This is a genomic window from Falsochrobactrum ovis (genome assembly GCF_003259955.1).
Taxonomy (GTDB): Bacteria; Pseudomonadota; Alphaproteobacteria; order Rhizobiales; family Rhizobiaceae; genus Brucella; species Brucella ovis_A.
On sequence record NZ_QLMK01000012.1, the window covers coordinates 18,095 to 42,631 of the forward strand.

Below are 24,537 nucleotides of genomic sequence, written 5' to 3' on the forward strand. Positions count from 1 at the left end.
AGGTGTTGATTGCCGCTGAGAAGTGACCCGGTTTTTCCACCGAGAATTGACCCGCCTTTTAATTAATGTTCGGGTTTTTATTCACGGTCAAGTTTCGTGTATTCCTTCGCTCGTTTTGGTTCCTGAGCGGAACTGTTTTTGAACCTGAAGCTGTCATTTCCGGTTTCTAGGATGTGGCAGTGATGGGTGAGCCTGTCGAGCAATGCAGTCGTCATTTTGGCGTCGCCAAACACGCTTGCCCATTCACTGAAGCTGAGGTTGGTGGTGATTATGACACTCGTGCGCTCGTAAAGTTTGCTGAGCAGGTGGAATAAAAGCGCGCCACCGGATGCACTGAATGGTAGATATCCGAGCTCATCAAGAATGACGAGATCGGAATAAATGAGCCGGTTGGCGATCTGTCCGGATTTGCCCTGGGCTTTTTCCTGCTCAAGTGCATTCACAAGTTCAACTGTTGAGAAGAACCGGACGCGTTTGTGGTGGTGTTCAATCGCCTGGACACCAATAGCGGTGGCGATATGAGTTTTACCCGTGCCGGGTCCACCAACCAGAACGATGTTGTTTGCATCATTGAGAAAGTCACAGCGATGCAGCTGCTGGACCAATGCCTCATTTATCTCACTGCTTGCGAAGTCAAAGCCGTTCAGATCACGGTAGGCTGGAAAGCGTGCAGTTTTGAGCTGATAGGCAACTGATCTGACTTCACGCTCTGCTGTTTCCGCCTTAAGCAGCTGTGACAGAACTGGAATAGCTGCCTCGAAAGCTGGTGATCCTTGTTCGGTGAGTTCACCAACTGCTTGTGCCATGCCATGCATCTTTAATTGCCGCAGCATGATAACGATAGCACCACTCGCTGGATTATGACGCATGACGAGCCTCCGTCTTTCTCAAGGTGTCGTAGCGTTCGACATTGGCCTTGGGTTCATTGTTAAGGGTCAGTGCCTGCGGCGCGTTAATCGGGGGTGGAATGAGAGATTTGCCGTCGACCAAACGATGAAGCAAATTGAGAATATGGGTTTTTGTCGGCACTCCCGACTTCAACGCCATATCGACTGCCATAAGTACGGCCTGTTCATCATGCTGTAAGACGAGGGAAAGGATATCGACCATTTCCCTATCGCCACCCGGCTTCTTCAACAGATGAAGCTGGAGTGTGCGAAACGCTTCAGGAAGCTCCGTGAAGGGAGCGCCATTGCGCAATGCGCCGGGCTTTCGCTGAATGACCGACAAATAGTGCCGCCAGTCATAGACGGTGTGACCTGGTGCTTCGTGAGAGCGATTGAAGATGCGTGAATGCTCGCAAATAATCTGCCCTTCGGCAGCGACCACGACACGATCAGGATAGACACGCAGGCTTACAGGGCGATTGGCAAAGGATGCTGGAACACTATAACGCGTACGATCAAAGTGAACGAGGCAGGTCGGTGATACGCGCTTGGTATATTCGACAAAGCCATCAAAAGATCGGGAAACGGGCATAAGGGTCTGGACTTCTTCAGCCCAAAGATCGGCTATGCTGCCGCGCATTTTACCATGCGTTGTGGTTGCCCAGAAAAACTTGCAACGCTCTTCCAACCAGTCGTTCAGTTCATCCAGCGAAGCAAATCGTGGAACGGGTTGAAAGAACCGATGCCGAGAATCCTGAACATTCTTCTCAATCTGTCCCTTCTCCCAGCCCGATGCTGGGTTGCAGAAGTCTGGTTCAAACAGATAGTGGCTGGCCATCGCTTGAAAGCGGATATTGACGTCACGCTCTTTGCCTCGCCCGACCTTATCGATGGCTGTACGCATATTGTCATAAATGCCGCGTCGTGGAACACCACCAAGCACTCGGAATGCATGGTTGTGAGCGTCAAACAACATCTCATGGGACTGTGTGAGATAGGCGCGAACGATAAAGGCCCTGGAATAACTAAGCTTGGTATGGGCGACTTGAAGCTTTGTCCGCTCATTGCCGATAATTGCCCAGTCTTCCGACCAGTCAAATTGAAATGCTTCTCCAGCATCAAAGCTCAAAGGGACAAACGTGCCCCGGCCTGATGTCTGGTTGTGCATATGAAGATCGGCCTTCCACTCGCGGGCAAAGGTGGCAACGCGACTGTATGATCCCTCATAGCCCAGAGCGACAAGGTCGGCGTGTATCTGCTTCACCGTGCGCTTCTGTTTACGAGGTTTGCGATCTTCCGACTTTAACCACGTGGTAAGTCGGTCAGAAAATGGGTCGAGTTTGCTTGGCCTGTCCGGAACCTGAAATTTTGGCTCAGCGCCATTGAGACGCAGATACTTGCGGATGGTGTTCCGCGATAGGCCTGTTCGTCGGGCAATCTCGCGGATCGATAGTTCGTCCCGGTAATGCCACCGTCGGATAACGCTCAATAATGCCATGTCGATCACTCCATAGCCCTCGCTGAAAAACAAACGAGGGAAGGTTCAAACATGGGTCAATTCTAAATGGAAATATCACCCCAAACCGGGTCACTTCTCAGCGGCAATCAACAGTCAAGGAGGCAAAACAGGCTGAGTTTCTTGTTCAGCAGTCGTTTCCTTGGCACCTGGTCGAAAGGATCGGCGTTCACTCACAGGGGATCGCTCAGCGGGTCTACGCTGCCATGAACGGGGCCAGCCACCGGCCGAGCGTCGAAATTCGAAGAGAATGGTATTACTGAGGGGAGGATGACCATGATCAGATATACGACAGGAGACATCTTGGGGGCGGACGCAGAAGCGATCGTCAACACGGTGAACTGCGTCGGCATCATGGGCCGTGGCATCGCTCTCCAGTTCAAGAATGCATTTCCGGCGAATTTCAAGGCATACGAAGCCGCGTGCAAGCGCGACGAGGTTCAGCCAGGGAAGATGTTCGTCTTCGAGACGGGCACCTTTACTAACCCCAAGTACATCATCAACTTTCCAACCAAGCGACACTGGCGCGGTAAAAGTCGGGTGGAGGACATCGACTCTGGGCTTGTCGCCCTTGCCGAAGAGATTCGGCAGCGAGGCATCCGATCGATCGCCATCCCGCCGCTTGGGAGCGGCCTTGGTGGCCTAAACTGGGGGGATGTACGTCCCCGGATCGAAGCAGCGTTGCGCGACCTGCCGGACTTGGACGTCATTGTCTTTGAGCCCAACAATGCGCCGGTCACGACCAAGTCGCGGGAAGTTCCGACTATGAGCCCCGGACGAGCCGCACTGGTGGTTCTGATGAACCGCTACCTTGGCGGGCTGATGGACCCGTTCGTGACGCTCCTTGAAGTGCATAAGCTCATGTATTTCATGCAGGAGGCAGGTGAGCCACTACGCCTCAAGTATGCGAAGGCGCCGTATGGTCCCTATGCCGAGAACCTGCGACACGTCCTTCGCGCGGTCGAAGGACACCTTGTGTCGGGATACGCGGATGGTGGTGATGCGCCCGACAAGCAGCTCGAACTAGTCCCAGGAGCGGTGAAGGATGCGGAGTCCTTCTTGTCGGACAAGCAAGATACTGCTGCTCGCTTTGATCGTGTGGCTGAGCTCGTGGAGGGGTTCGAGACGCCGTTCGGCCTGGAACTCCTCGCAACTGTACACTGGGTGACGACTCGCGAGAACGCTGTCAGCGCGGAGGATGCGATGGCCAAGGTTTATGCTTGGAACGAGCGGAAGAAGCGTTTCTCGCCGCGCCAAATCAGTATCGCCCTTCAGACCTTGCAGGACAAGGGGTGGCTCGCGAGCGCCTGATCCGTTGTCCTAAGCTACTCCTTGGCTGACGAAGAGGTTAGTGCGGTGCCAGATCAGGCGCTTCCGATGTTTGTTGGTCAGCGGGATCGGATACTGCCAGCGCAATTCGGCGCGAGCGCTGTCGCTCAAGCAAGGTGACCCACCCACCATCGATTAGAGAAGAACGGCTACATCGAAAGCTTCAACGCTCGCCTGCGCGATGAACTTCCCGACAGCAAGATCTTCTACGCGCTCTAGGAGGCAGGATCATCGTGGAAAGTTGGCGCCCGCCTGGATCGCTCGGTTACAAGCCGCCGGCGCCGGAAGCCATCATCTGGCCTGCGCCGCCGCGCGGATCGGCTCCGTCATCTGCCCAGGCGATGGCCGTAAAGCCGATCATGCATTAAGACTGAAACCGGACCACCTCATGGGGTCAGGCCACGTCCAGATGCTCGCGGAAGGAAGCGATCAGCCAGCTGGCGGCGGGCCCCGGCGGATTGGCCGTCCTGCGCAGGACATAGATCGGGTACTCGGTCACCTCATAGGCATCGACCAGCAATTCCACCAGCCTGCCCTCCTCGATGTCCTTGCGAACGACCGCGTCCGGCAGGCCGCCCCAGCCGAGGCCGCCGCTGATCAGGCGGTGCTTGGTTACAACGTCGCTCACGCGCCATGTCTTGTAGGAGTGAACGTTGAAGTCGCGTCCCCGCGTTATGCCGGAAGAATCCATCACCACGATCTGCACCTCCTCGCGCACGTCGGCTCGGGTAAGCCGCCGGTTGAGCCGGGCCAGCGGATGATCGGGCGCAGCGACCGGCACCATGTAGGAATGGCCGATCCTCTCCGGCGTGATGCGATCGTCGTGGACCAGCAGCGCGCCGGAAAAGCCCACATCCGCCTTGCCGCTCAGAATCAGGTCGTGGACCATCCCAAGCTCACCAACGATGAGGTTTAGCGAAACGGCCGGAAACTTTTCGCGGAAGGCGCGCAGCGAGGCTACGACCGCTTCAGACGGCACCATGACGCTGATGGCGAGCGACAGTTCTGCTTCGACACCCTCCTTAAGGCTTCTTGCACGGGCGCGCAGGCTTTCGAGCCCGGCAGCGATGCGGCGGGCATCCGTCAGCATGGCCTTTCCAGCCTCGGTCAGGCGGGGATGGCGCGAGCCAGCCCGCTTGAACAGCTGCACCTCTAGCTGCGCTTCGAGGTTGGCAATCGTGTAGCTGACGACCGACTGAGCCCGGTTCAGCGCGCGGGCCGCAGCCGAAAAACTGCCGGTCTCGACAACGGTCAGGAACACCTGCAGCTGGTCGAAAGTGGGTTGCGCTTCCATGGTAATCCATCCAATTGATCGATAGTTTTGTTCGATATTTTATCGGTTTTCTCGATGATCTTCCAAGCCTAGATTTTGGCGACACCTAGGCCCGTCTCCGATTCTGATGAAAGGAAGAGACCATGTCCTCCATTCTGCTCGTTACCTCCAGCCCGCGCGGCAATGAATCCCTCTCCAGCAAGTTTGCGATCGATCTTGCCAACCAGCTCGCCGATCGCTTGCCAAGCGCCGCGATCGTCCATCGTGACATCGGCAGCCACCCAGTCCCCCACCTCGACGAGGTCACCACCACCGCCATCCGCAAACCGGCCGAGGCGCGCAATGCGGAGGAAGCCGCAGCCGTCGCCTATTCCGACCAGCTCGTCGACGAACTGCTTGCCGCCGACGCCGTGGTAATCGCGACCGGTCTCATCAACTTCAGCATCTACTCGACGCTGAAAAGCTGGATCGACAATGTGGCCCGGGCGGGCTTGACCTTCCGCTACACGGAAAGCGGCCCGGTCGGTCTTGCCACGGGCAAAAAGGTCTATCTCGTGCTGGCCGCCGGCGGCGTCTATTCCGAGGGAGCGGCGAAAAGCATGGACCACGCGGTCCCCTACCTGAAGTCCGTACTCGGCTTCATGGGCATGACCGACGTCGAGGTGATCTATGTCGAAGGCCTCGCCTTCGGCCCGGAAGCCGCCGAGAAGGCAATTAGCGCCGCCCATTCGCGCGTACAGGAAGTGGCAAAAACGGCGCAGCTGGTGCTAGCCGCCTGATCGCCAGGAGCTACACCACGAGCTAACACGGTTCTACGCTTTTCAGGTGAGTACTTCACCCTCCAGGGGGTTCCGGGTCCGCGCAACCGTCCGTGGATCGACGCGACCATCAGAGGCAATCCCGATGCAGGCACCGGCATCCTCAACAACGAGCTTTATGCCGGTGTTCTGGCCTGGAACCGGCACCGTTTCATCAAGAACCCCGAGACCTGCACCCGCATCTCGCGCGTGAACCCGGAAAGCGAATGTGATCTGCCCCCATGGACGGGTCCACCTTGAAGTATGGTTTTGACCATGAAGGAGGACCACGATGGCAACCAAGCGACACAAGCCCGATGAGATCGTCACGAAGCTTCGGCAGGTTGAAGTTCTGCGCGGCCAGGGCATGGCGATGGCGGATGCGGTTCGCCAGATCGGCGTTTCGGAGCTGACGTATTACAGGTGGCGCAAGCAGTATGGCGGCATGAGCCGTGACCAACTCGGCCGCCGCCGTCTCCATCCAATCGACAGCCGCGCGGGCGAAAGTCGACGGCACGATCAGATCGAAAGCCGGCCGGTCATCGACCTGGATCAGCACACAACCGATCTGGCCGAGCGGCGTCACGGCGGAGCGCCCGGGTTTAAACTCGCGCGGATGCAGATCGACCCGACATCCTTTGACCAGAACGTCACGTGCATGTTGGCCGTACAAACGTAGCGCGGACTTCCGGAATGTCTGGTCAGTGATGGCGGCAGTGCCCGCCGCTGCTTCGGTGAGACACCGATAGCCAGAGAACGTTGGATCTGCGATCCTCTCCCTCCGCCACTATCAGATTGCAAACTCCCTACATCCCGATTTGATCGCCGAAATTCCTTTTGATTTCAAAGGGGGTTAGCGGTTTCGACCGAACCTCTGAGACTGCCACGAGCACGATTTTCAGTCTCTGAATGGCTTTCGTCTCAAACCATGCGAACCTCGGTCAATTTGGTTCGGTCTAAAAAATCATTATGGTTTCAATGCGTTGTGGTTTTAGTGCTACGCCCAAGTTGTAACGGGTGCTGCCACCAGTCAGCCTAAACAGAGACACCCGAGGTGGGCGTTTTCGGGCGGAATACAACGCAGTGCAACGAGCCGATATCGCTATAGAATAAAATTTGAAAAGGGGTAGATTTCTGCCTGTCGGTTTTTTCGGGCTAAAGGATGTAAAGCGGATGTGGACTGCCATCATGCAACATCACGATCTGGAAATAACCATGTTTCGTGCAAAGCTGATGGCTGACAACAGTTGTTCTGACGATTTGAAGTCTGCCCGGCTAAGTTGCTTTCTCGGCGCCAACGGCGAATTCTGGGATTATGGAGGCGTATTCTCGGCTGGCGTGGGAATGCGACCCACGACCGAAATGATCTGATATCGGTTTTGCGAGCGCCAATACTTTCGGTTGCGGGATAATTGGGCTACGGTAGCGGTGTTTTGCGGCATGGCGGGGACGAGAGCTTCCTGTTCATTGATGATATTGTGAAAGGTCGGCCAGATAATGACGTGATCTGGCGCGTATCGAACTGTGGTGACTAGGAGAAATTGCGGCATGGTGAGACAATTGACGGCGCTGATCAGGTTCAAGGCCACGCGGGGCTCCACATTCTCGTCAAACATTGCCCTTGCTCCCACCATAGCAACTGCACCTTTCCTTGCTCTGTTGCTGGCTTCCGGCGCCGCGCTGGCTGGGGGTGGCAACGGTGGTGGGAGTGACGGTGGTGCCGGCGGCGATGTCGACGCCAATCATCAGGGATTGCCGGGGCAAAGTGGCCAGGCGTCAGCCGCAGGCGGTGGAGGAGGCGGGCCGGGCGCCGCTGGCGGCGACGGCCGTTACGGCCTTGGCCCAGGAAGCGCGGGAACAGGCGGAGCCGGCGGAAGCGCGGCGGGTGCCCATGGCGCAGCCGGGGGTGATGTAACCGACGCAACTTTCGCCGGCGGCGGCGGTGGCGGTGGTGGCGCTCACGGATTTATAGGTGGCGTGACTCCCGACGGATCATTTAGAGGCGGAGACGGAGGAAGAGGAGGAGATGCACTAGGAACCGGTGCAGCGAACACCGGTGGTGATGGTGGAGGCGGAGGTGCTGGTGGCTACGGGGCGGTTGTAATCGGAGACGGGGCCGGTTCTGTAGCTTTTGGAGACAGCCTGATGGGTGGTCAGGGCGGGGTAGGCGGCAATGCCAAGTATCAGACTGGCGATGGCGGCGACGGCGGATCAGGGTTAGCTTATGAGGGCACGACTCTGACCATAAAAGGAAACCTCGCCGGTGGAGCTGGTGGCGCTGGCCGCAATGGCGGCGATGGTGGCGCGGGCCTGATTTTAAATGCCGAAAGCTTGGTCATATCGGGCAGTATCGTTGGCGGCGACGGCGGCATTGGCGATGACAGCAATGGCGCCGGCGGCGCGGGGGTCGTCGGTAGCAGTATCACCATCATCAACAGCGGTACGATTTCCGGCGGCCTGTCTGGCGACGGCGTCAAACGCGCCAACGCCGTCACCTTTACCGGCGAAAACAACCGGTTGGAGCTCCACGCCGGATCAGTCATCACTGGCGTCGTCGATGCCACAGCCGACGCCAACGACATCTTAGCCCTCGGTGGCGCCGGGAGCGACATTTTCGACGTCTCGATGATCGGCGACACGGCGCAGTATCGCGGCTTCGAGGCGTTTGAGAAAACCGGCACAAGCAGCTGGACGCTGACCGGCGACGGTTCCGCATTCACGGGAACGACGACCATCCGCGCCGGGACGCTGGCCGTCAACGGCACACTCGGCGGCTCGTTCTACGTGCTTGATAGCGCAACGCTTGGCGGGTCCGGAACGATCGGATCCGGTGCCGGTTCCTTGGTGACTGTTGCCTCGGGCGGCAAACTTTCGCCAGGCAACTCCTTCGGAACGCTGACGGTCGATGGCGATCTTGTGTTCCATGCCGGCTCACGCTTTGCCATCGAGGTAAACCCCGAAGGAGCCGAAGGCGATCTCGTCGCAGTCACCGGAGACGCTACTCTGCATGGTGGGTCCGTCGCCCATATCGGGGCCGATGGCAATTACGATCTGCGCTCGACCTATACGATCCTGTCGGCGGACGGCGTGCTCTCGGGCGCGTTCGAAGGCGTCACCTCCGACTTCGCGTTCCTCAACCCGGACCTGCTCTATGACTATGGCGCAGGCACTGTCGACCTGGAACTTGTCCGTAACGATCGTGACTTTGCGTCGGCGGCACATACCCCCAATCAGATCGCCACGGCCGAAGGGATCGAAACCATTGGGTTCGACGCCGGTCACCCAGTCTATGACGCCATCGCCCAGCTTGCCGTTGATAACGATCTCATCCGCGCCAGCTTCGATGCGCTATCGGGCGAGATTCATGCTTCCACGCAAACGGCGCTGATTGAGGACAGCCGGTTCATCCGCAACGCTGCCAACGACCGCATTCGTGCAGCCTTTGCCACGGCAGGAGCTTCCTATGCTCCGGTGCTGGCCTATGGTTCGGGCGATACGCCGAGGTTGGTTGTTGCCGATCATGGAGGGCCAGTGTTCTGGAGCCACGGCTTTGGCTCGTGGGGCTCCACCAACAGCGACGGCAATGCCGCAAGTCTCGACCGCTCAACCGGTGGTTTGCTTGTCGGGACAGATACGTTGGTCGGCGACTGGCGCGTGGGCGTTCTGGCCGGTTACAGCCATTCGCGTTTCGATGTCGAGAACCGCGCCGCGACTGGATCGAGTGACAACTACCACCTCGGTCTTTATGGCGGCACAAAGTGGGGCGACATCGCGTTCCGTACGGGTGCTGCCTACACCTGGCACGATATCGATACCAATCGCGCGGTGGCAATTCCCGGCCTTGCCGATAGTCTGGGCGGTAATTACAGCGCCGGCACCTTCCAGACGTTTGGAGAACTCGGCTACGGCATCGAGATCGACAGCAATACCCACCTCGAGCCCTTCGCTAATTTCGCTCATGTCAGCCTGCACACTGACAGTTTTACCGAACAGGGCGGCGCGGCTGCGCTCTCGGCCAACAGCGGTAGTACGAACATTACCTTCACCACGCTCGGCCTGCGCGGCGAGCACGCTATGACGCTCGGTACGATCGATGCGACTTTGCGAGGCATGGTGGGCTGGCAACACGCCTTTGGCGACACCACGCCTGACAGCATTCACGCCTTCTCGGCTGGCAATGCCTTTTCCATCGCTGGTGCGCCGATCGCTAAGGACAGTGCGGTGATCGAAGCCGGGCTCGACATCAATCTGACACCCGAAGCCACGTTCGGTCTCTTCTATACCGGCCAGATCGCATCGGATGCCTACGATCACGGGTTCAAGGCAAATCTGGCAGTCAGGTTTTGACGCCGGCACACACAGAGCGCCCAGCGTGATCGCGGGGGCAATTTACAATGTCGGTTTTCGCGACCGGCCTTCGGTATCTTGAACGACCAAAACGGAGTCGAAACCTGCCTTACAACGTAGAGCCTAATGCTGTGCTGAACACCGCCTCCATCTGCTCCGCCCATGGCATTTCGGCCACGGCGATCAGATCGTTGAGTGATAACGCCGGCGGGATGCGGTGGATGAGTAGTTTCTCCAGCACCTCCGGCGCTAGATACGCCAGCCGCATCATCCGGCTGACAAAGCGGTCAGTGACCTTTTCGGCGGTGGCGATGTCGGCAATGGTCGAGGCCTCGTCGCGCTCCAGCCTGCGTCGCCAGTTCCAGGCGCGGGCGATGGCGCGCAGCACATGCGCGTCCTGCGCCCGCGCCTCGGCGGGTCCATGGTCAGCCGGCGGCAGAATCTTCGGGCGACCGTTCTTCCTACGGAGGGTGAGCGGGATGACCACGCGGATGGTGTTTTCCGTCATGCCGCATCCTTTTCCAGCTGCGGTGCCATCATTTGTCTCGCCAGTGATTTGATGCCGTCATGGCGCAGGTCGATGGCAAGACCAGATGCACCCACGGTGACGCGGGCCACCAGCAACTGGGCAATGCGCGCCTGCTCGGCAGGAAACAGCGAGGCCCAGAGCGTGTCGAAATCATCAAGCGCGGCAATCACTGCCTTGTCGTCTATGTCCGGCATGTCCGATTTCAAAGCGGCAATTGCTCGCGCTCTGATTTCAGGCGTGGCGATCATGCGACGGATTTCGCCGACGACCGCATCTTCGACCATGGCGGCAGGAAGCCGCTGCGGTCCTTCCGCATCGGTGGGTCGGTTTCGAATAAGGTCCATTGAGGTGTAGTAACGATAGAGCTTGCTGCCCTTCTTGGTGGCAGTCGGCGTCATGGCAGCGCCAGTGTCGGTAAAGATCAGCCCCCTCAGCATCGCCGGTGTCTGATCTCTTGATGCGGCAGCACGCAGCCGAGGACTGGTTTTCAGCACAGATTGGACCGCGTCCCATAGCTCACGACCAATGATCGCCTCATGCTCGCCGGGATAGTTGGTCCCCTTGTGAGCGGCCTCGCCGATATAGACGCGATTGTTGATCAGCTTGTAGAGAAAGCCCTTGTCGATCAGCTTGCCACGCTTGTTGACGACACCCTCGGCCGCCAGCGCCTTCGCCAGCCTGGTGGCCGAACCGGTGGCCACAAAGCGCTCGAAGATCATCCTGACCGTTTTGGCCTCTTCTTCATTGATCACCAGTTTCCGGTCGCGGACATCATAGCCAAGCGGGACGTAGCCACCCATCCACATGCCCTTCTTGCGCGAGGCTGCAAATTTGTCGCGAATACGCTCACCGATCACCTCGCGTTCGAACTGGGCAAAGGACAACAGGATGTTGAGCGTCAGACGTCCCATCGACGTCGTGGTGTTGAAAGACTGGGTGACCGATACGAACGTCACCTGATTGCGTTCAAAAACCTCGACCAACTTGGAAAAGTCCATCAGCGATCGCGACAGCCGGTCAATCTTGTAGACGACGATGACGTCGATCAGTCCGACTTCGACATCAGCCAGCAGCCGCTGTAATGCAGGGCGCTCCAGCGTGCCGCCGGAGTGACCGCCATCGTCATAGCGTTCACGAATGGCAGCAAATCCTTCCGAGCGTTGGCTGGCGATATAGGCCTCGCAGGCCTCGCGCTGAGCGTCGAGTGAGTTGAACTCCATGTCGAGGCCTTCCTCGCTGGATTTGCGCGTGTAGATCGCGCAGCGCAAACGGCGCTGGGGCTGTTTAATATTCATCGTTCACTCCTGCGCGCATCGCCAAGACCAAAGAAGCGATAGCCATTCCAGTTGCTGCCGGTGATCGCGCGCGCAGTCGCCGATAGCGATTTGAAACGTCGCCCCTGCCACTCGAAGCCATTGCGCAGCACGGTCACCGTGTGTTCGACGCCATCCCATTCACGCACCAACCTCGTGCCGACAACGGGATTACGCGGGTCGGCGCTGGAGCTTGGCGTCGTCCGCCGGTTTGACCTTTTCCATTGAAGCGATCAGGTCTTCGATCAGGACCAGGTCCGCAGCCAGGTCGTGCTTCCATGATGGCAGATCCATGTCGGCGAGGCTGATCTGGACCTTCTTTCCGACCGTGAACTCGTCGAGGCCGGAGAGGTCATCGTCCTCCGGGTCGAAGTCGCTCATTTCGGCAAGGTAGTCGCTGACGCTCTCGCTTCGTCCGGTTTTCTCGAACTGGTCTATCGCGTCGAGCGTGCGCGAGATGTTGGCGCCGAGAGACCGCAGGGTGAGCCGGAACGCGGCGACCGAGCTCTCCAGGCGTTTCAGCAGGTTGGTCGTCATCAGCGCCTGAAGGCTGCGCTCTCGATCGGCCTGTCTGAGCTTGCCGCGTCCGCCCTCGACCTGCGTGTCGTAGATCTCCTCGTACTTCCGCAGACGGCTGGGCAGGATGTAACTGATCGGGGCGTAGACCGCGAGCTTCAGCACCGAGAGCTGCGTGAAGATGTCGTTGAACCCCACCACGTCCGAACGCTCGGTGATCGGGCGGTGATAAGAGAGCGGCTTGCGCCTTTGGGGGAACTTCCCGATGTCCTTCGTGTCGTAGAAGGTCTCGATATGCTTTCGTGACCGGGCAATGGTCACGGCGTCGAGAAGCTCGAAAAAGTCGAAGTCGAGCGCCTTCAGGATCGACGCAGCGGTCCTCTCTTCTGGCGGCAGGGACGACCATTCATTGAAGGCCTTCTGGGCCCGGCGAAAGATCTCTTCGACGCTGGTCTGGGCCTTCAGATTTTTGCTGAGCGCCTCGGACTGCCCCTCATATGCAAGCGCAAGCTGATTACGAAGGTCAGTGAACCTGTTATTGACCGGTGTCGCCGAGAGCATCAGAACCTTGGTCTTCACGCCGGCGCGGATGACCTTGTTCATCAGCTTCTGGTAGCGCGTCTCGCGGTCCTTGTAGACATCGTTGTTGCGGAAATTGTGGGATTCGTCGATCACGACGAGGTCGTAATTGCCCCAGTTGACCCGGTTCAGCGGGATGCCAAAGGACTCGCCCGATGTCCGGGACAGGTCCGTGTGGCAAAGGACATCGTAGTTGAACCTATCCTTTGCGAAGATATTGGTGGTCAGGTTCGTATTGTAGTTCCGCCAGTTGTCCGCAAGCTTCTTGGGGCAGAGCACGAGAACGGAGCGGTTGCGCAGTTCGTAGTATTTGATGACGGCAAGCGCGGTGAAAGTCTTACCGAGTCCCACGCTGTCCGCGAGGATGCACCCGTTGTATGTTTCGAGCTTGTTGATGATGCCGGTCGCCGCGTCCTTCTGATAGTTGAAAAGCTTGTTCCAAACCACGCTGTCGCGGTACCCGGTGAGGTCGTTCGGCAGCACGTCCTCGTCAACGTCCTCCAGGAAGTCCTGGAAGATGCTGTACAGCATCATGAAATAGATGCGTTCGGGCGAATTCTCCTGATAAACGGACTCGATGTGCTCGCAGATGGCCGCAGTGACGTCATTCACTTTTTCCGGGTCCGACCAGATCTGATCAAATAGGTGAAGATACATCTTGGCGTGCTCAGGAACATCGAAGCGGGTCACGAAGTTGGAAACCGCATCGCCCTTTTGGTAGCCAAGATCTACGGCCGTGAAGCCGCTGATTGGCATATAGGCCACTTCGCCTTCGGAGCCAGCCAGATGCATAAATTGCTGCATCGGGGCCTTTGTCGTGTTGGAACGAAACCTGGCCTTCTTGCGGATCCAATCAGCGCATTCGCGAGCGACGGCGCGTTGAGTGAGCTTGTTGCGCAGCTGGATCTCGAACTCTGTGCCGTAGAGACCGCTTTCCCGTCGCGCCTTGGGAATAAAAAACTCCCGACGTTCCTTCCGGAGGCGGTCGGCAACCTCGGTCGGCACAAATGTGGGCGCGGTGAAGATGAACTGCAGGCTGTCGATCTTCGAGAGCTCAGACTTCAGAGCTTCGAATGCGTAGATCGAGAAGCATGACGCAGCGATGCGCAGACGTGTGCCGCGGCCGATGGCATCCTTCAGATCATCCCCGAGAAGATGAGAGGTGTTATCGATTAGCTTCATCGATAACCTCTCGGTTCAGAAGGATGATTTGCTGATCCATCGGCGTCCGCGCCGTGGGGTCGGTATCCAGCCCCAGCCGTTTCAGCGCGTAGTAGAGAAGCGCCTTGCGAACCGGGATCGTGGCCCTTCCGCTGCGCATTCCGTAATCGAGCGCGACGACCTTTTGCTGCGTTTCAGACAGTTCAGGATGCGGTCCGATCTCCAAAGTGACATGCTCGTTCCAGTCGGCATCTCCTTCAGTGCTGATCTCGCTCGGCTTGGTGCCGCGGGTCTCGATGATCCGCGAGAGCAGGAAATCCTTGAAGCTCTGATCGGTGAGACAGAAGGCCCGTGTGTGCCAGCGGAAACCGTCGAACCCGATCGCGGGTGGCGCAATCCAGCGCCAGCGCGGCTCCGGCCGGGACAGCGACTGGTATTTGACCTCGATGGCTTCTGATCGGCGAATTGCGGCGACCACTGACCGCAGGGTCTTTGCATTGACTCCCCGCACAGGGGTCGGTGCGGCGCCGTAGGCAGGGAACTGGCCAATCCAGGCGTCCGCGCGGTCGAGGATGCCATCGGCGACGGAACGCAGCTGAGAAAGGTAACGGCTGGCGTCCGGCTTTAAAAATAGGGGGGCGAACTTGCTGCCTCGGATGTAGGTCCGGGCGCTCTTGTCGTAGACCATGTTGTCCGGAGCCATCCCGATGTAGCGGTTCAGGTCGGTGGACGCTTGATTCACCGAAACACCGAACGCAGACGTCAGGTCGCTACGGTTGACGCGCCCGTCCCAAAACAGTCGGAACTCGATGAATTCGAGTCGTCGCTCAACACTCCAACGAAGATTGGCTGTTCCGGCCCCCAAAATGCCCCCAAAATATGACCAAGCGGAAACTGGGATCACCCAGTTTCTAGTCTGCCAAGCAGCGTATCGTAGGTTTGAATCGTATTCAATCGAGAATGCGCGAATAGATTCAATGCTACTTTGAGCAGCGTCTGGCAGTTCCGCAATACGCCTGATTCGCGACTAATATCAGCCCTCCAAGGAAAAAGGCCGCCAAGTTTTTCTGGCGGCCTTTTTCGCGATTATACTAATCGGTCGGTCAGCCTACCATTTAACGCGAATGCCTAGAGTGCCCTTATAGCTATAGCTGTCGCCAAAGTTCTTAATACTGGTATTGATAGAGCCTTCACCGTAGATGGAATACTTGTCATCATCCCAGTTATATGAGCCACCGATACCGATCCCGGCCCACAGACGCTCGCGTTCATTCGCAAGGGTTACACCGCTAACGTCAACCTTCGTTCCATCAAGGAATTCGTTATAGAGGTTGGCGATACCATATGCATAACTGCGGTTCATCATCCCTTGGTCATTAAGCCATGAGTTTTGATAGTCAGCGCTAATGCCCAGGCGTCCCTGTAGGCTTGCCGCTTTCTCTCTAGAGACATGCCCGTTGAATTGATCGGTGAAGCTATCAAATCGAACATTAGAGTATACGAGCTGTGCCTGTGGCGTCAGCGACCAATGGTCATCCATGGTAATGCGCTTACCGGTCTCAATCGATAGCGCGTATCCGAAACCACTGTTGCCATTTACCAGTGATGACTGGACTGTGCTGGAGTACAGATCGCTGTCATACCAGGTCACTTGGGCCTGATTATCGACATAGAAACCGTTCTCACCGTACCAGGTGAGTGTTCCGCCAAAACCGTAGCCATCGGTTTTGATGTCGCCATTACCGTGAACTGAATAGATATCGGCTTTGCCGTGCGCATAATGAACAGTCACACCGCCAATCAGCTTACCATCATCATTTTCATGCAATAGGCCATCAATGCCTGCCTGAAGTTTGAAGGTGTTGTAGTCATAATCAGTAGCTGAGGTTGATGTTTTGGACGTAATTTTTGTATGCGAACCTTCAATCCGACCCCATATGGCATTTTCTTCGATTAGAACACCAGCCTCTTCTGCTGGAGCAAAAGGTACAATGGCATCAGCGCCCTGAATGAGCACTTTATTGCCAGCGTTATTCCAGTAGCGATTACCAACGCGCTGCTGCAATGTTGGTAGTCCATTCAAACCCAGTAAAAGTTGGGGATAGGCCTCATAAACAGGAACACCTCCAGTATATAAGGGGTCTGTAGGATCATCATCTTGGAGCTGAGAACGAAGATACCAATTTCCATCAGCGGCATCAGTTCCTAAACCATTGTGATAAAGTTTATATGCATAAGCTCCATCACCTATCGCCTGAGCCCCATTGTGCTCATAGGAATTTTCTCCACCAAGGATGAATGCGTCTTCTGCGGAGTAATCCTTATCACGAACCTGAACTAGCTGAATTCCATTGGCAACGGTTAGGGCCTCGCTGGCCTGATCCCGGATGGCAACTTCAATGGTAGTTGCAGCGGAGCCTAGTTCGACGCGATCAGCAATCAGCATGTCAGCTATTGAGCCTTCACCACCATCGCCATCGTTCAGAATCGCGCCGAGTCGCAGCACGCCCCCATCGGCGATAAAAGTACCGGTTCCGATGGTTGACGCATCATCAGAAGAGGTAATCACCAACGTGTTGCCGATTTCTGCACCCGTCAAATCGATAAGCCCTCTGTTCAAGAAGCTTTCCGTATTTATGAACTGGCCCTGCAAAAGGCCCGGGCGACTGAAATCGTAGATATTTGGCGATAAAGGACTGTTGTCGATGCCTGTTGCAGCCACATAATAACTAGTTGCATCGAAGTCCTCAGCATCTGAGACTCCAAGCGTAATCATACCATTGCTACCATTGACGAAGTGGGAATCGCTCCCGCCCATGTCGTTAATTGCAACGCCACGGAGATCCCGATTTCCGTCGCCGTCAGTGTCGGAGAAATTTCGGATGACGAACAGATTATCATTGAAGAACTGGTTACCGCCCAACGCACCCAATGTGACGTAACCGGTCATCTCTCCCGTATTATTCAGCGTCATGTTGCCAAATTGCGCATCAGGATCGCCGAAATCCGACGGTGGAATGCTTGTCACAAGCCGATCAGAGAGCGATGTCAGTCCACCGTTATTGGTGATTTCACCGCCAGTTCCAAATGCGTTGATCGCAACACCGCTCTCGCCCCAGCCACCGTTGACAAGGCCGGTATTCGCAATCGTGACACTGTAGGTCGAACCTCCTACATCTATCCCAATTCCATCATTTCCGCTTGCAACAATCTCTCCGGAGACATCGATTTCCCCCACTCCGAATGAAGCGCTTTGTACGCCTACAGAAGATGCTCCGCTCACTTCAATGCGTGAATTTTCACCAACTGTTACCGATGATTTGCCATCAGGTTCGAAAAACCATCCTGCAGACGCGTTCACACCAGCAGCCCCTGTGCCAGACGTGAAAATATCCCCCATAACGCTTACTGTGGAATCGCCGCTGGAAAAGTTCTGAATTCCATGGGCACTTCCCGCAAAGGTGCGGATAGCTGTCCCTTCGACTGTTGAGACCTCGGACGAAAGGTCCGTTGTCACCGCGACGCCCGTTCCCGATCCATGTACATCGATATCTCCGGCAATTACGGCAACATCTGCATTACCGGCACCAACATAAATGCCGTCAGATGTGTTATCCCCGCCTCCTGTAGAAAGTGTGCTGATCGTGCCCTGAGAAGCATCAATATAGACCGTACCCAACGGTCCAGGCTCAATAAAATTACCCTGTGCCCGCAGCACATATATGCCCCGAGAGGACTCACTGTGTGTTGTTATGTTGCCTGAGTGAATGATAGTTACGTCGGTAGAGACACCGATTCCACCATCTCCGGCATTGGGATCACCGCCAACAATGATGCCGTGTTTGTGAGAACTGCCTGCCTCTCCCAAGAAGGTTTCGATAGTTCCGTGGTTCTCAACAGAAACCTCGGCCCCCTCAACACCCGGCCCAAATACTCTTATGCCTGTGCTTTTGTCGCCATAAACATCGATAATACCATTTTCGGTGTTCACCAGCTCTGCACCGGGTGAAGCCGTCCAAGAGAGACCAGCTTGATTATCACCCACTACGGTAACTTGCCCGTTGTTAGCCATTTGAGAAAATGCCGGCACTGTGGGCAATAAAACGAGCCCACAAACACTAGTCAGCATCCACAATTTATGACGATAAATTCTGTCCAAGATATTCCCCTAGATCCAAAACAATGAAAACATTGCTACCCCACTTACTTGTATGCTCTTATTGACCCTTCTTGCGCGGCTTGGCCAGCGAATATTTAAGATTTTTGTTGTAAAAGAAGTGGATCGGGGTTATTTTTACGCCGCCGTTCTCAAAAACCCTCGAAATCTACGCTTTCGCCTCTTTTCGCTCCGGCCACCGGCATTTGCGTAGCGTTCCGCCGAGAGAGTTTGCTGTCAGGTTGGCTCCCTCCGCCACCTTGGTATAAAACCGGGAACGCCAATTCCCGCCGATTTCCCTCCCTTAGTGGCTATCAGCGTCCTCAACAGCGTGTTTTTGTTGCCATTGATGTTGATTGCCGCTGAGAAGTGACCCGGTTTTTCCACCGAGAATTGACCCGCCTTTTAATTAATGTTCGGGTTTTTATTCACGGTCAAGTTTCGTGTATTCCTTCGCTCGTTTTGGTTCCTGAGCGGAACTGTTTTTGAACCTGAAGCTGTCATTTCCGGTTTCTAGGATGTGGCAGTGATGGGTGAGCCTGTCGAGCAATGCAGTCGTCATTTTGGCGTCGCCAAACACGCTTGCCCATTCACTGAAGCTGAGGTTGGTGGTGATTATGACACTCGTGCGCTCGTAAAGTTTGCTGAGCAGGTGGAATAAAAGCGCGCCACCGGATGCACTGAATGGTAGATATCCGAGCTCATCAAGAATGACGAGATCGGAATAAATGAGCCGGTTGGCGATCTGTCCGGATTTGCCCTGGGCTTTTTCCTGCTCAAGTGCATTCACAAGTTCAACTGTTGAGAAGAACCGGACGCGTTTGTGGTGGTGTTCAATCGCCTGGACACCAATAGCGGTGGCGATATGAGTTTTACCCGTGCCGGGTCCACCAACCAGAACGATGTTGTTTGCATCATTGAGAAAGTCACAGCGATGCAGCTGCTGGACCAATGCCTCATTTATCTCACTGCTTGCGAAGTCAAAGCCGTTCAGATCACGGTAGGCTGGAAAGCGTGCAGTTTTGAGCTGATAGGCAACTGATCTGACTTCACGCTCTGCTGTTTCCGCCTTAAGCAGCTGTGACAGAACTGGAATAGCTGCCTCGAAAGCTGGTGATCCTTGTTCGGTGAGTTCACCAACTGCTTGTGCCATGCCATGCATCTTTAATTGCCGCAGCATGATAACGATAGCACCACTCGCTGGATTATGACGCATGACGAGCCTCCGTCTTTCTCAAGGTGTCGTAGCGTTCGACATTGGCCTTGGGTTCATTGTTAAGGGTCAGTGCCTGCGGCGCGTTAATCGGGGGTGGAATGAGAGATTTGCCGTCGACCAAACGATGAAGCAAATTGAGAATATGGGTTTTTGTCGGCACTCCCGACTTCAACGCCATATCGACTGCCATAAGTACGGCCTGTTCATCATGCTGTAAGACGAGGGAAAGGATATCGACCATTTCCCTATCGCCACCCGGCTTCTTCAACAGATGAAGCTGGAGTGTGCGAAACGCTTCAGGAAGCTCCGTGAAGGGAGCGCCATTGCGCAATGCGCCGGGCTTTCGCTGAATGACCGACAAATAGTGCCGCCAGTCATAGACGGTGTGACCTGGTGCTTCGTGAGAGCGATTGAAGATGCGTGAATGCTCGCAAATAATCTGCCCTTCGGCAGCGACCACGACACGATCAGGATAGACACGCAGGCTTACAGGGCGATTGGCAAAGGATGCTGGAACACTATAACGCGTACGATCAAAGTGAACGAGGCAGGTCGGTGATACGCGCTTGGTATATTCGACAAAGCCATCAAAAGATCGGGAAACGGGCATAAGGGTCTGGACTTCTTCAGCCCAAAGATCGGCTATGCTGCCGCGCATTTTACCATGCGTTGTGGTTGCCCAGAAAAACTTGCAACGCTCTTCCAACCAGTCGTTCAGTTCATCCAGCGAAGCAAATCGTGGAACGGGTTGAAAGAACCGATGCCGAGAATCCTGAACATTCTTCTCAATCTGTCCCTTCTCCCAGCCCGATGCTGGGTTGCAGAAGTCTGGTTCAAACAGATAGTGGCTGGCCATCGCTTGAAAGCGGATATTGACGTCACGCTCTTTGCCTCGCCCGACCTTATCGATGGCTGTACGCATATTGTCATAAATGCCGCGTCGTGGAACACCACCAAGCACTCGGAATGCATGGTTGTGAGCGTCAAACAACATCTCATGGGACTGTGTGAGATAGGCGCGAACGATAAAGGCCCTGGAATAACTAAGCTTGGTATGGGCGACTTGAAGCTTTGTCCGCTCATTGCCGATAATTGCCCAGTCTTCCGACCAGTCAAATTGAAATGCTTCTCCAGCATCAAAGCTCAAAGGGACAAACGTGCCCCGGCCTGATGTCTGGTTGTGCATATGAAGATCGGCCTTCCACTCGCGGGCAAAGGTGGCAACGCGACTGTATGATCCCTCATAGCCCAGAGCGACAAGGTCGGCGTGTATCTGCTTCACCGTGCGCTTCTGTTTACGAGGTTTGCGATCTTCCGACTTTAACCACGTGGTAAGTCGGTCAGAAAATGGGTCGAGTTTGCTTGGCCTGTCCGGAACCTGAAATTTTGGCTCAGCGCCATTGAGACGCAGATACTTGCGGATGGTGTTCCGCGATAGGCCTGTTCGTCGGGCAATCTCGCGGATCGATAGTTCGTCCCGGTAATGCCACCGTCGGATAACGCTCAATAATGCCATGTCGATCACTCCATAGCCCTCGCTGAAAAACAAACGAGGGAAGGTTCAAACATGGGTCAATTCTAAATGGAAATATCACCCCAAACCGGGTCACTTCTCAGCGGCAATCAACAGGCACCTCAAGGATTGAAGCGATCACCGTCTCCACGCTTGAGGGCAACAAGGCGACGATAACGGCCAAGGCCTATGTACTAGCTTGTGGTGGCATCGAAAACCCGCGCATTCTGCTTAACGCTAACCGCCAGCGTGCAACCGGATTGGGCAATGAGCGGGATTTGGTGGGCCGGTATTTCATGGACCATTTGAATGTTACGGCGAGTCGTCTGGCGCTAGCGGACGATCAAACGGATATGAGCTTTTACGAGCAGGCGACAGAAACCGCACAGCTGCGCATTGGTCTCAAACTGCCTGATCATGTGAAACGAAGCGAAAAGCTGCTCAATAATGCGGCCTTTATGGATATTACCTGGGAAAATCAGGCGCATAATGACGACTTTCGCGACCATGCCTGGCTTGCCTTCTCGACATTGACGAAGTCTTTCGCTCGCGGGCAAGCGCCCGAACGTGTGGCGGAAAGATTGTGCACGGTCGCTGAGGCTCCAGGCTCGGTCATTACTGGCGTTTCTCGTCACCTCCTAAGGAAGGTTTTCGGATCGGGCCGTATTTCTTCGATTGCGTTTAGACAGGATGCAGAACAGGCACCCGATCCAGATAGCCGTGTTACGCTTAACGATGAAATTGATGCGCTTGGCCTGCGACGCATAACGTTGGATTGGCGAGTTTCCGACTCCGATATGCTGAGCCTCCGGCGGACTCATGAACTCATCGGCAAGGCTTTTGGTAGTGCGGGGCTTGGGCGGTTGCAGCTTGGTATCGATGACCCGCCGGATCTAGATCAAGTCTTTACCGGATATCATCACATTGGCACGACGCGCATGCACGATGATCCCCGACAGGGCGTAGTTGACGCAAATTGCCGTGTGCACTCGGTCGATAATCTGTTTATTGCAGGCAGTTCCGTGTTTACCACTGGCGGAACCGCTAACCCGACACTAACTCTGACAGCCCTTGCGATAAGGCTGGCCGATCATCTGGCTGACGAAGCTCTAATGCAACTGACCTGAGGAGATTCTCAATGTCCAAATATACTCGCCGCGCTTTGCTCGGGATCGGCGGTGTGCTGGGTGTCGGAGCCGTTGCGTATGGAGCGGGCCTTATCGGTTGTCGTTTCGTCCATCGCAATGTCCCCGATTTCTTTGCCCAGTTCGAGGGTGTCGACGGTGTTGACACAGAAATATTGCGCAAAGTCGGCTTGGCGGTATTACGCGAACGTCCGGAATATGCAGTCCCTGAATATGTGACTGCGTCGCTTGCTGCGAAACCGTACAGCGCGGCGGCAATGGAAACGACGTGCCCGAAGGAGCGTCTTGCGTACCTTCAGATGCAATGTCGTGCCGATTTTGATCAAGACGATTACCTTATTGTTGATGGCTGGATGATCAGCCAGACAGAGGCCGCCTTTTGCGCCAGCTTGGCTTGACGAATGGTAAAAGCGGCCGCGGAAGATCAGCGCCAGATACGCGGGATAGGCTTTTCGCTTGCACAACCCAACCCTAGGCGCATGTTTAAAGTCAGAAGCTGACGAGTTGTTGGAACCAGTCGCCATCGAGTGTTGATTGATCAGAATTGTCTAACTATTGAACGGATGGGGTAGGAAAACGCTGTCCGGTTGTTCCCTGCGGGCTTTTAAACACTTCGTTGCGTAGCCCTCTTTGAGTGCGGGTGCAGGTTTTGCGTAAACTATTTTGTGTTTGGCAAATTGCTGATAGTTTTCACGGATTAAATTCGCGTTAGCGGAAGGATAGGGCATGAAACTATCGGCGCTTGGACTTTTTGGGTCTCTTTTTCTCCTCTTATCGCCCGCAGTTGCAGGTGAGGCGGAGTTGATCAGTAAGGTTCAAGAGGCCGAAAAACAAATCAATGCCCGTATAGGTCTGGCGATCAGGAATACCGGTACCGGCGAAACATGGCGCTATAGAGCGGATGAACGTTTTCCAATGGCTAGTACCTTCAAATTATTGGCTTGCGCCGCACTTCTCGCGCATATCGATGAGGGCAAAGAAGATGGCAATCGGCGGGTGACAATTAACCAAAATGATATTGTTACTTATTCGCCTTTAACTGAAAATTGGGTGGGGCAAGCGGTAAGTTTGGAGACTCTCTGCGACGCGACAATGCGAACAAGCGATAATACTGCTGCCAATAAAGTGCTGGAAGCTATTGGCGGCCCGCAGGGTTTAACTGCATTTTTGCGTGCGCAAGGAGATATAGTCACGCGATTGGATCGCTGGGAAACCGAACTTAATGAAGCAATTCCTGGCGACCCACGCGATACGACAACACCTGATGCTATCGTTAATTTGTCGCATAAATTGCTTCTGGAAGATGGTCTGTCGGCCCATTCGCGCAAGACCTTGACCAATTGGATGATGTCGAATGAAGTTGGTGGCCCGTTGATGCGTGCGGGACTGCCCGAAACTTGGCGTATTGGAGATCGTACCGGTGCGGGCGGCTATGGAACGCGGGGGATCGTCGCCATCATCTGGCCGCCAGAGCAAAAACCGTTGATTGCGGCAATTTATATTACACAAACCGATGCGTCGATAGAGCAGCGCAATGCGGCAATCGCATCAATCGCAAGACAGTTGGCAGAGACTCTATCCGACCAGCCGCGCTAATTAGGCTTTTCTTGAAAATGCTGCGCGCTAAGCGGGTATGAACTATCTTTCTTAAAACCGTATATGCCCCGACCGGCGATTGAGACCGTGGTTGAAGGTGTAGCACCAGAAGGGGCATGTAAAACCTGTTCATCAGGCGGCGGAAGGGACGCGTGCGATAACTTTGATTTCAAAATCAAATCCAGCCAGCCAATTCACTCCCAAAGCTGTCCAATTGGGATAGGGCTGGGTGTTAAATTCGTCATTTTTAACTTCCATCACCGTTTCAAACTGTGTTTCTGGATCGGTATGGAATGTGGTTATATCAATTATGTCCTCGAATGTGCAGCCAGCCGCATCCAGCGTTGAACGCAGATTGGCAAAAGCGCGCCGTACTTGATCACTGAATTTTGGCTCGGGAGACCCATCTGGACGACTTCCCACCTGGCCGGAAACAAAAACCAAATCTCCGGAACGGATTGCGGCAGAATATCCGTGTTTTTCATAAAGTGCATGGCGGTCTTTGGGGAAAATAGCTTGGCGTTGGGTCATGATGGCAACTTTCTTTGATGGTGAGGCTTCAGATAATCTTAGGAATGCTAGTTTACATACGTTTCGTATGTTAATATGTCACATACGAGGCGTATGTCAATAGAATGGTTTTGCTTTTTTAGGAGATGTTTGA

22 protein-coding genes and 2 pseudogenes are annotated in these 24,537 nt (G+C 55.4%); 11 read left to right on the plus strand and 13 right to left on the minus strand.

Annotated elements, in window-relative coordinates; all coding sequences use genetic code 11:
* Positions 1-77: 77 nt before the first annotated feature.
* Complete coding sequence (gene istB / locus C7374_RS12370) at positions 78-869, minus strand: IS21-like element helper ATPase IstB (protein WP_111575945.1); 792 nt, start codon at positions 867-869, stop codon at positions 78-80.
* Positions 859-2,385, minus strand: a complete 1,527-nt coding sequence (istA, locus tag C7374_RS12375) for an IS21 family transposase (RefSeq protein ID WP_111575946.1) — start codon at positions 2,383-2,385, stop codon at positions 859-861. Before istA (C7374_RS12375) ends, istB (C7374_RS12370) begins: the two co-directional genes overlap by 11 nt.
* A gap of 74 nt (positions 2,386-2,459) precedes the next feature.
* Here istA (C7374_RS12375) and C7374_RS12380 point away from each other — a divergent pair, with 74 nt between their 5' ends.
* The 3 genes and pseudogenes from C7374_RS12380 to C7374_RS16385 all read left to right on the plus strand — a co-directional run.
* Positions 2,460-2,666, plus strand: coding sequence for a DarT ssDNA thymidine ADP-ribosyltransferase family protein (locus C7374_RS12380; protein ID WP_245412663.1), 207 nt, complete (start codon positions 2,460-2,462; stop codon positions 2,664-2,666).
* A gap of 13 nt (positions 2,667-2,679) precedes the next feature.
* Complete coding sequence (darG, locus tag C7374_RS12385) at positions 2,680-3,714, plus strand: type II toxin-antitoxin system antitoxin DNA ADP-ribosyl glycohydrolase DarG (protein ID WP_111575947.1); 1,035 nt, start codon at positions 2,680-2,682, stop codon at positions 3,712-3,714.
* A 159-nt stretch (positions 3,715-3,873) separates the two neighbouring features.
* Positions 3,874-4,100 (plus strand): annotated as a pseudogene (locus C7374_RS16385) (integrase core domain-containing protein); the annotation flags it as partial.
* 26 nt (positions 4,101-4,126) lie between these two features.
* On the opposite strand, the gene C7374_RS12390 reads toward C7374_RS16385, so the two are convergent.
* Positions 4,127-5,026, minus strand: coding sequence for a LysR family transcriptional regulator (locus C7374_RS12390; RefSeq protein WP_111575948.1), 900 nt, complete (start codon positions 5,024-5,026; stop codon positions 4,127-4,129).
* Positions 5,027-5,148: 122 nt separating this feature from the next.
* Here C7374_RS12390 and C7374_RS12395 point away from each other — a divergent pair, with 122 nt between their 5' ends.
* The 3 genes and pseudogenes from C7374_RS12395 to C7374_RS12405 form a co-directional block, all read left to right on the plus strand.
* Positions 5,149-5,784 carry an FMN-dependent NADH-azoreductase gene (locus C7374_RS12395; RefSeq protein ID WP_111575949.1) on the plus strand — a complete coding sequence of 212 codons (636 nt, stop codon included), beginning with the start codon at positions 5,149-5,151 and terminating at the stop codon, positions 5,782-5,784.
* A gap of 108 nt (positions 5,785-5,892) precedes the next feature.
* Positions 5,893-6,063, plus strand: a complete 171-nt coding sequence (locus C7374_RS12400) for a hypothetical protein (RefSeq protein ID WP_342634724.1) — start codon at positions 5,893-5,895, stop codon at positions 6,061-6,063.
* A gap of 31 nt (positions 6,064-6,094) precedes the next feature.
* Positions 6,095-6,265: pseudogene (locus tag C7374_RS12405) on the plus strand (transposase); the annotation flags it as partial.
* Between the two features lie 850 nt (positions 6,266-7,115).
* Here C7374_RS12405 and C7374_RS12410 read toward each other — a convergent pair.
* The gene (locus C7374_RS12410; RefSeq protein WP_111575951.1) at positions 7,116-7,418 is read right to left on the minus strand and encodes a hypothetical protein; all 303 of its coding nucleotides are present in this window, start codon (positions 7,416-7,418) and stop codon (positions 7,116-7,118) included.
* Between the two features lie 92 nt (positions 7,419-7,510).
* On the opposite strand from C7374_RS12410, the gene C7374_RS16390 reads away from it, so the two are divergent.
* Both C7374_RS16390 and C7374_RS12425 read left to right on the plus strand, forming a co-directional pair.
* Positions 7,511-7,717: a hypothetical protein gene (locus C7374_RS16390; protein WP_146612735.1), complete on the plus strand. Its 207-nt coding sequence runs from the start codon at positions 7,511-7,513 to the stop codon at positions 7,715-7,717.
* Between the two features lie 230 nt (positions 7,718-7,947).
* On the plus strand, positions 7,948-10,149 hold the full coding sequence (locus C7374_RS12425; RefSeq protein WP_111575953.1) for an autotransporter family protein: 2,202 nt from the start codon (positions 7,948-7,950) through the stop codon (positions 10,147-10,149).
* 109 nt (positions 10,150-10,258) lie between these two features.
* Here the strand turns inward: C7374_RS12425 and C7374_RS12430 are convergent, their stop codons facing one another.
* The 8 genes from C7374_RS12430 to istA (C7374_RS12465) all read right to left on the minus strand — a co-directional run bounded on the left by C7374_RS12430 (position 10,259) and on the right by istA (C7374_RS12465) (position 21,135).
* Positions 10,259-10,657 (minus strand): hypothetical protein, encoded by a 399-nt coding sequence (locus C7374_RS12430; protein WP_111575954.1) that lies wholly within the window; start codon positions 10,655-10,657, stop codon positions 10,259-10,261.
* Positions 10,654-11,973: a recombinase family protein gene (locus tag C7374_RS12435; protein ID WP_111575955.1), complete on the minus strand. Its 1,320-nt coding sequence runs from the start codon at positions 11,971-11,973 to the stop codon at positions 10,654-10,656. Before C7374_RS12435 ends, C7374_RS12430 begins: the two co-directional genes overlap by 4 nt.
* Positions 11,970-12,140 carry a DUF2924 domain-containing protein gene (locus C7374_RS12440; RefSeq protein WP_342634725.1) on the minus strand — a complete coding sequence of 57 codons (171 nt, stop codon included), beginning with the start codon at positions 12,138-12,140 and terminating at the stop codon, positions 11,970-11,972. Before C7374_RS12440 ends, C7374_RS12435 begins: the two co-directional genes overlap by 4 nt.
* Positions 12,141-12,162: 22 nt before the next feature.
* Positions 12,163-14,268 carry an SNF2-related protein gene (locus C7374_RS12445; RefSeq protein WP_245412659.1) on the minus strand — a complete coding sequence of 702 codons (2,106 nt, stop codon included), beginning with the start codon at positions 14,266-14,268 and terminating at the stop codon, positions 12,163-12,165.
* A complete protein-coding gene (locus C7374_RS12450) occupies positions 14,252-15,112 on the minus strand; it encodes a BrxR family helix-turn-helix transcriptional regulator (protein ID WP_111575982.1) in 861 nt (286 codons plus the stop codon). Before C7374_RS12450 ends, C7374_RS12445 begins: the two co-directional genes overlap by 17 nt.
* A gap of 243 nt (positions 15,113-15,355) precedes the next feature.
* Complete coding sequence (locus C7374_RS12455; RefSeq protein ID WP_158527837.1) at positions 15,356-18,319, minus strand: autotransporter family protein; 2,964 nt, start codon at positions 18,317-18,319, stop codon at positions 15,356-15,358.
* A gap of 508 nt (positions 18,320-18,827) precedes the next feature.
* Positions 18,828-19,619 (minus strand): IS21-like element helper ATPase IstB, encoded by a 792-nt coding sequence (istB, locus tag C7374_RS12460; protein ID WP_111575945.1) that lies wholly within the window; start codon positions 19,617-19,619, stop codon positions 18,828-18,830.
* Complete coding sequence (gene istA, locus C7374_RS12465; protein WP_111575946.1) at positions 19,609-21,135, minus strand: IS21 family transposase; 1,527 nt, start codon at positions 21,133-21,135, stop codon at positions 19,609-19,611. The genes istB (C7374_RS12460) and istA (C7374_RS12465) overlap by 11 nt, the downstream gene beginning before the upstream one ends.
* 293 nt (positions 21,136-21,428) lie before the next feature.
* Here istA (C7374_RS12465) and C7374_RS12470 point away from each other — a divergent pair, with 293 nt between their 5' ends.
* From C7374_RS12470 to bla, 3 genes are all read left to right on the plus strand, one after another.
* Positions 21,429-22,259, plus strand: coding sequence for a GMC family oxidoreductase (locus C7374_RS12470; RefSeq protein ID WP_111575957.1), 831 nt, complete (start codon positions 21,429-21,431; stop codon positions 22,257-22,259).
* Between the two features lie 11 nt (positions 22,260-22,270).
* The gene (locus tag C7374_RS12475; RefSeq protein ID WP_111575958.1) at positions 22,271-22,675 is read left to right on the plus strand and encodes a hypothetical protein; all 405 of its coding nucleotides are present in this window, start codon (positions 22,271-22,273) and stop codon (positions 22,673-22,675) included.
* A gap of 328 nt (positions 22,676-23,003) precedes the next feature.
* The gene (bla, locus tag C7374_RS12480; protein WP_111575959.1) at positions 23,004-23,873 is read left to right on the plus strand and encodes a class A beta-lactamase; all 870 of its coding nucleotides are present in this window, start codon (positions 23,004-23,006) and stop codon (positions 23,871-23,873) included.
* A 132-nt stretch (positions 23,874-24,005) separates the two neighbouring features.
* Here the strand turns inward: bla and C7374_RS12485 are convergent, their stop codons facing one another.
* Positions 24,006-24,404: a RidA family protein gene (locus tag C7374_RS12485; protein ID WP_111575960.1), complete on the minus strand. Its 399-nt coding sequence runs from the start codon at positions 24,402-24,404 to the stop codon at positions 24,006-24,008.
* Positions 24,405-24,537: the final 133 nt, after the last annotated feature.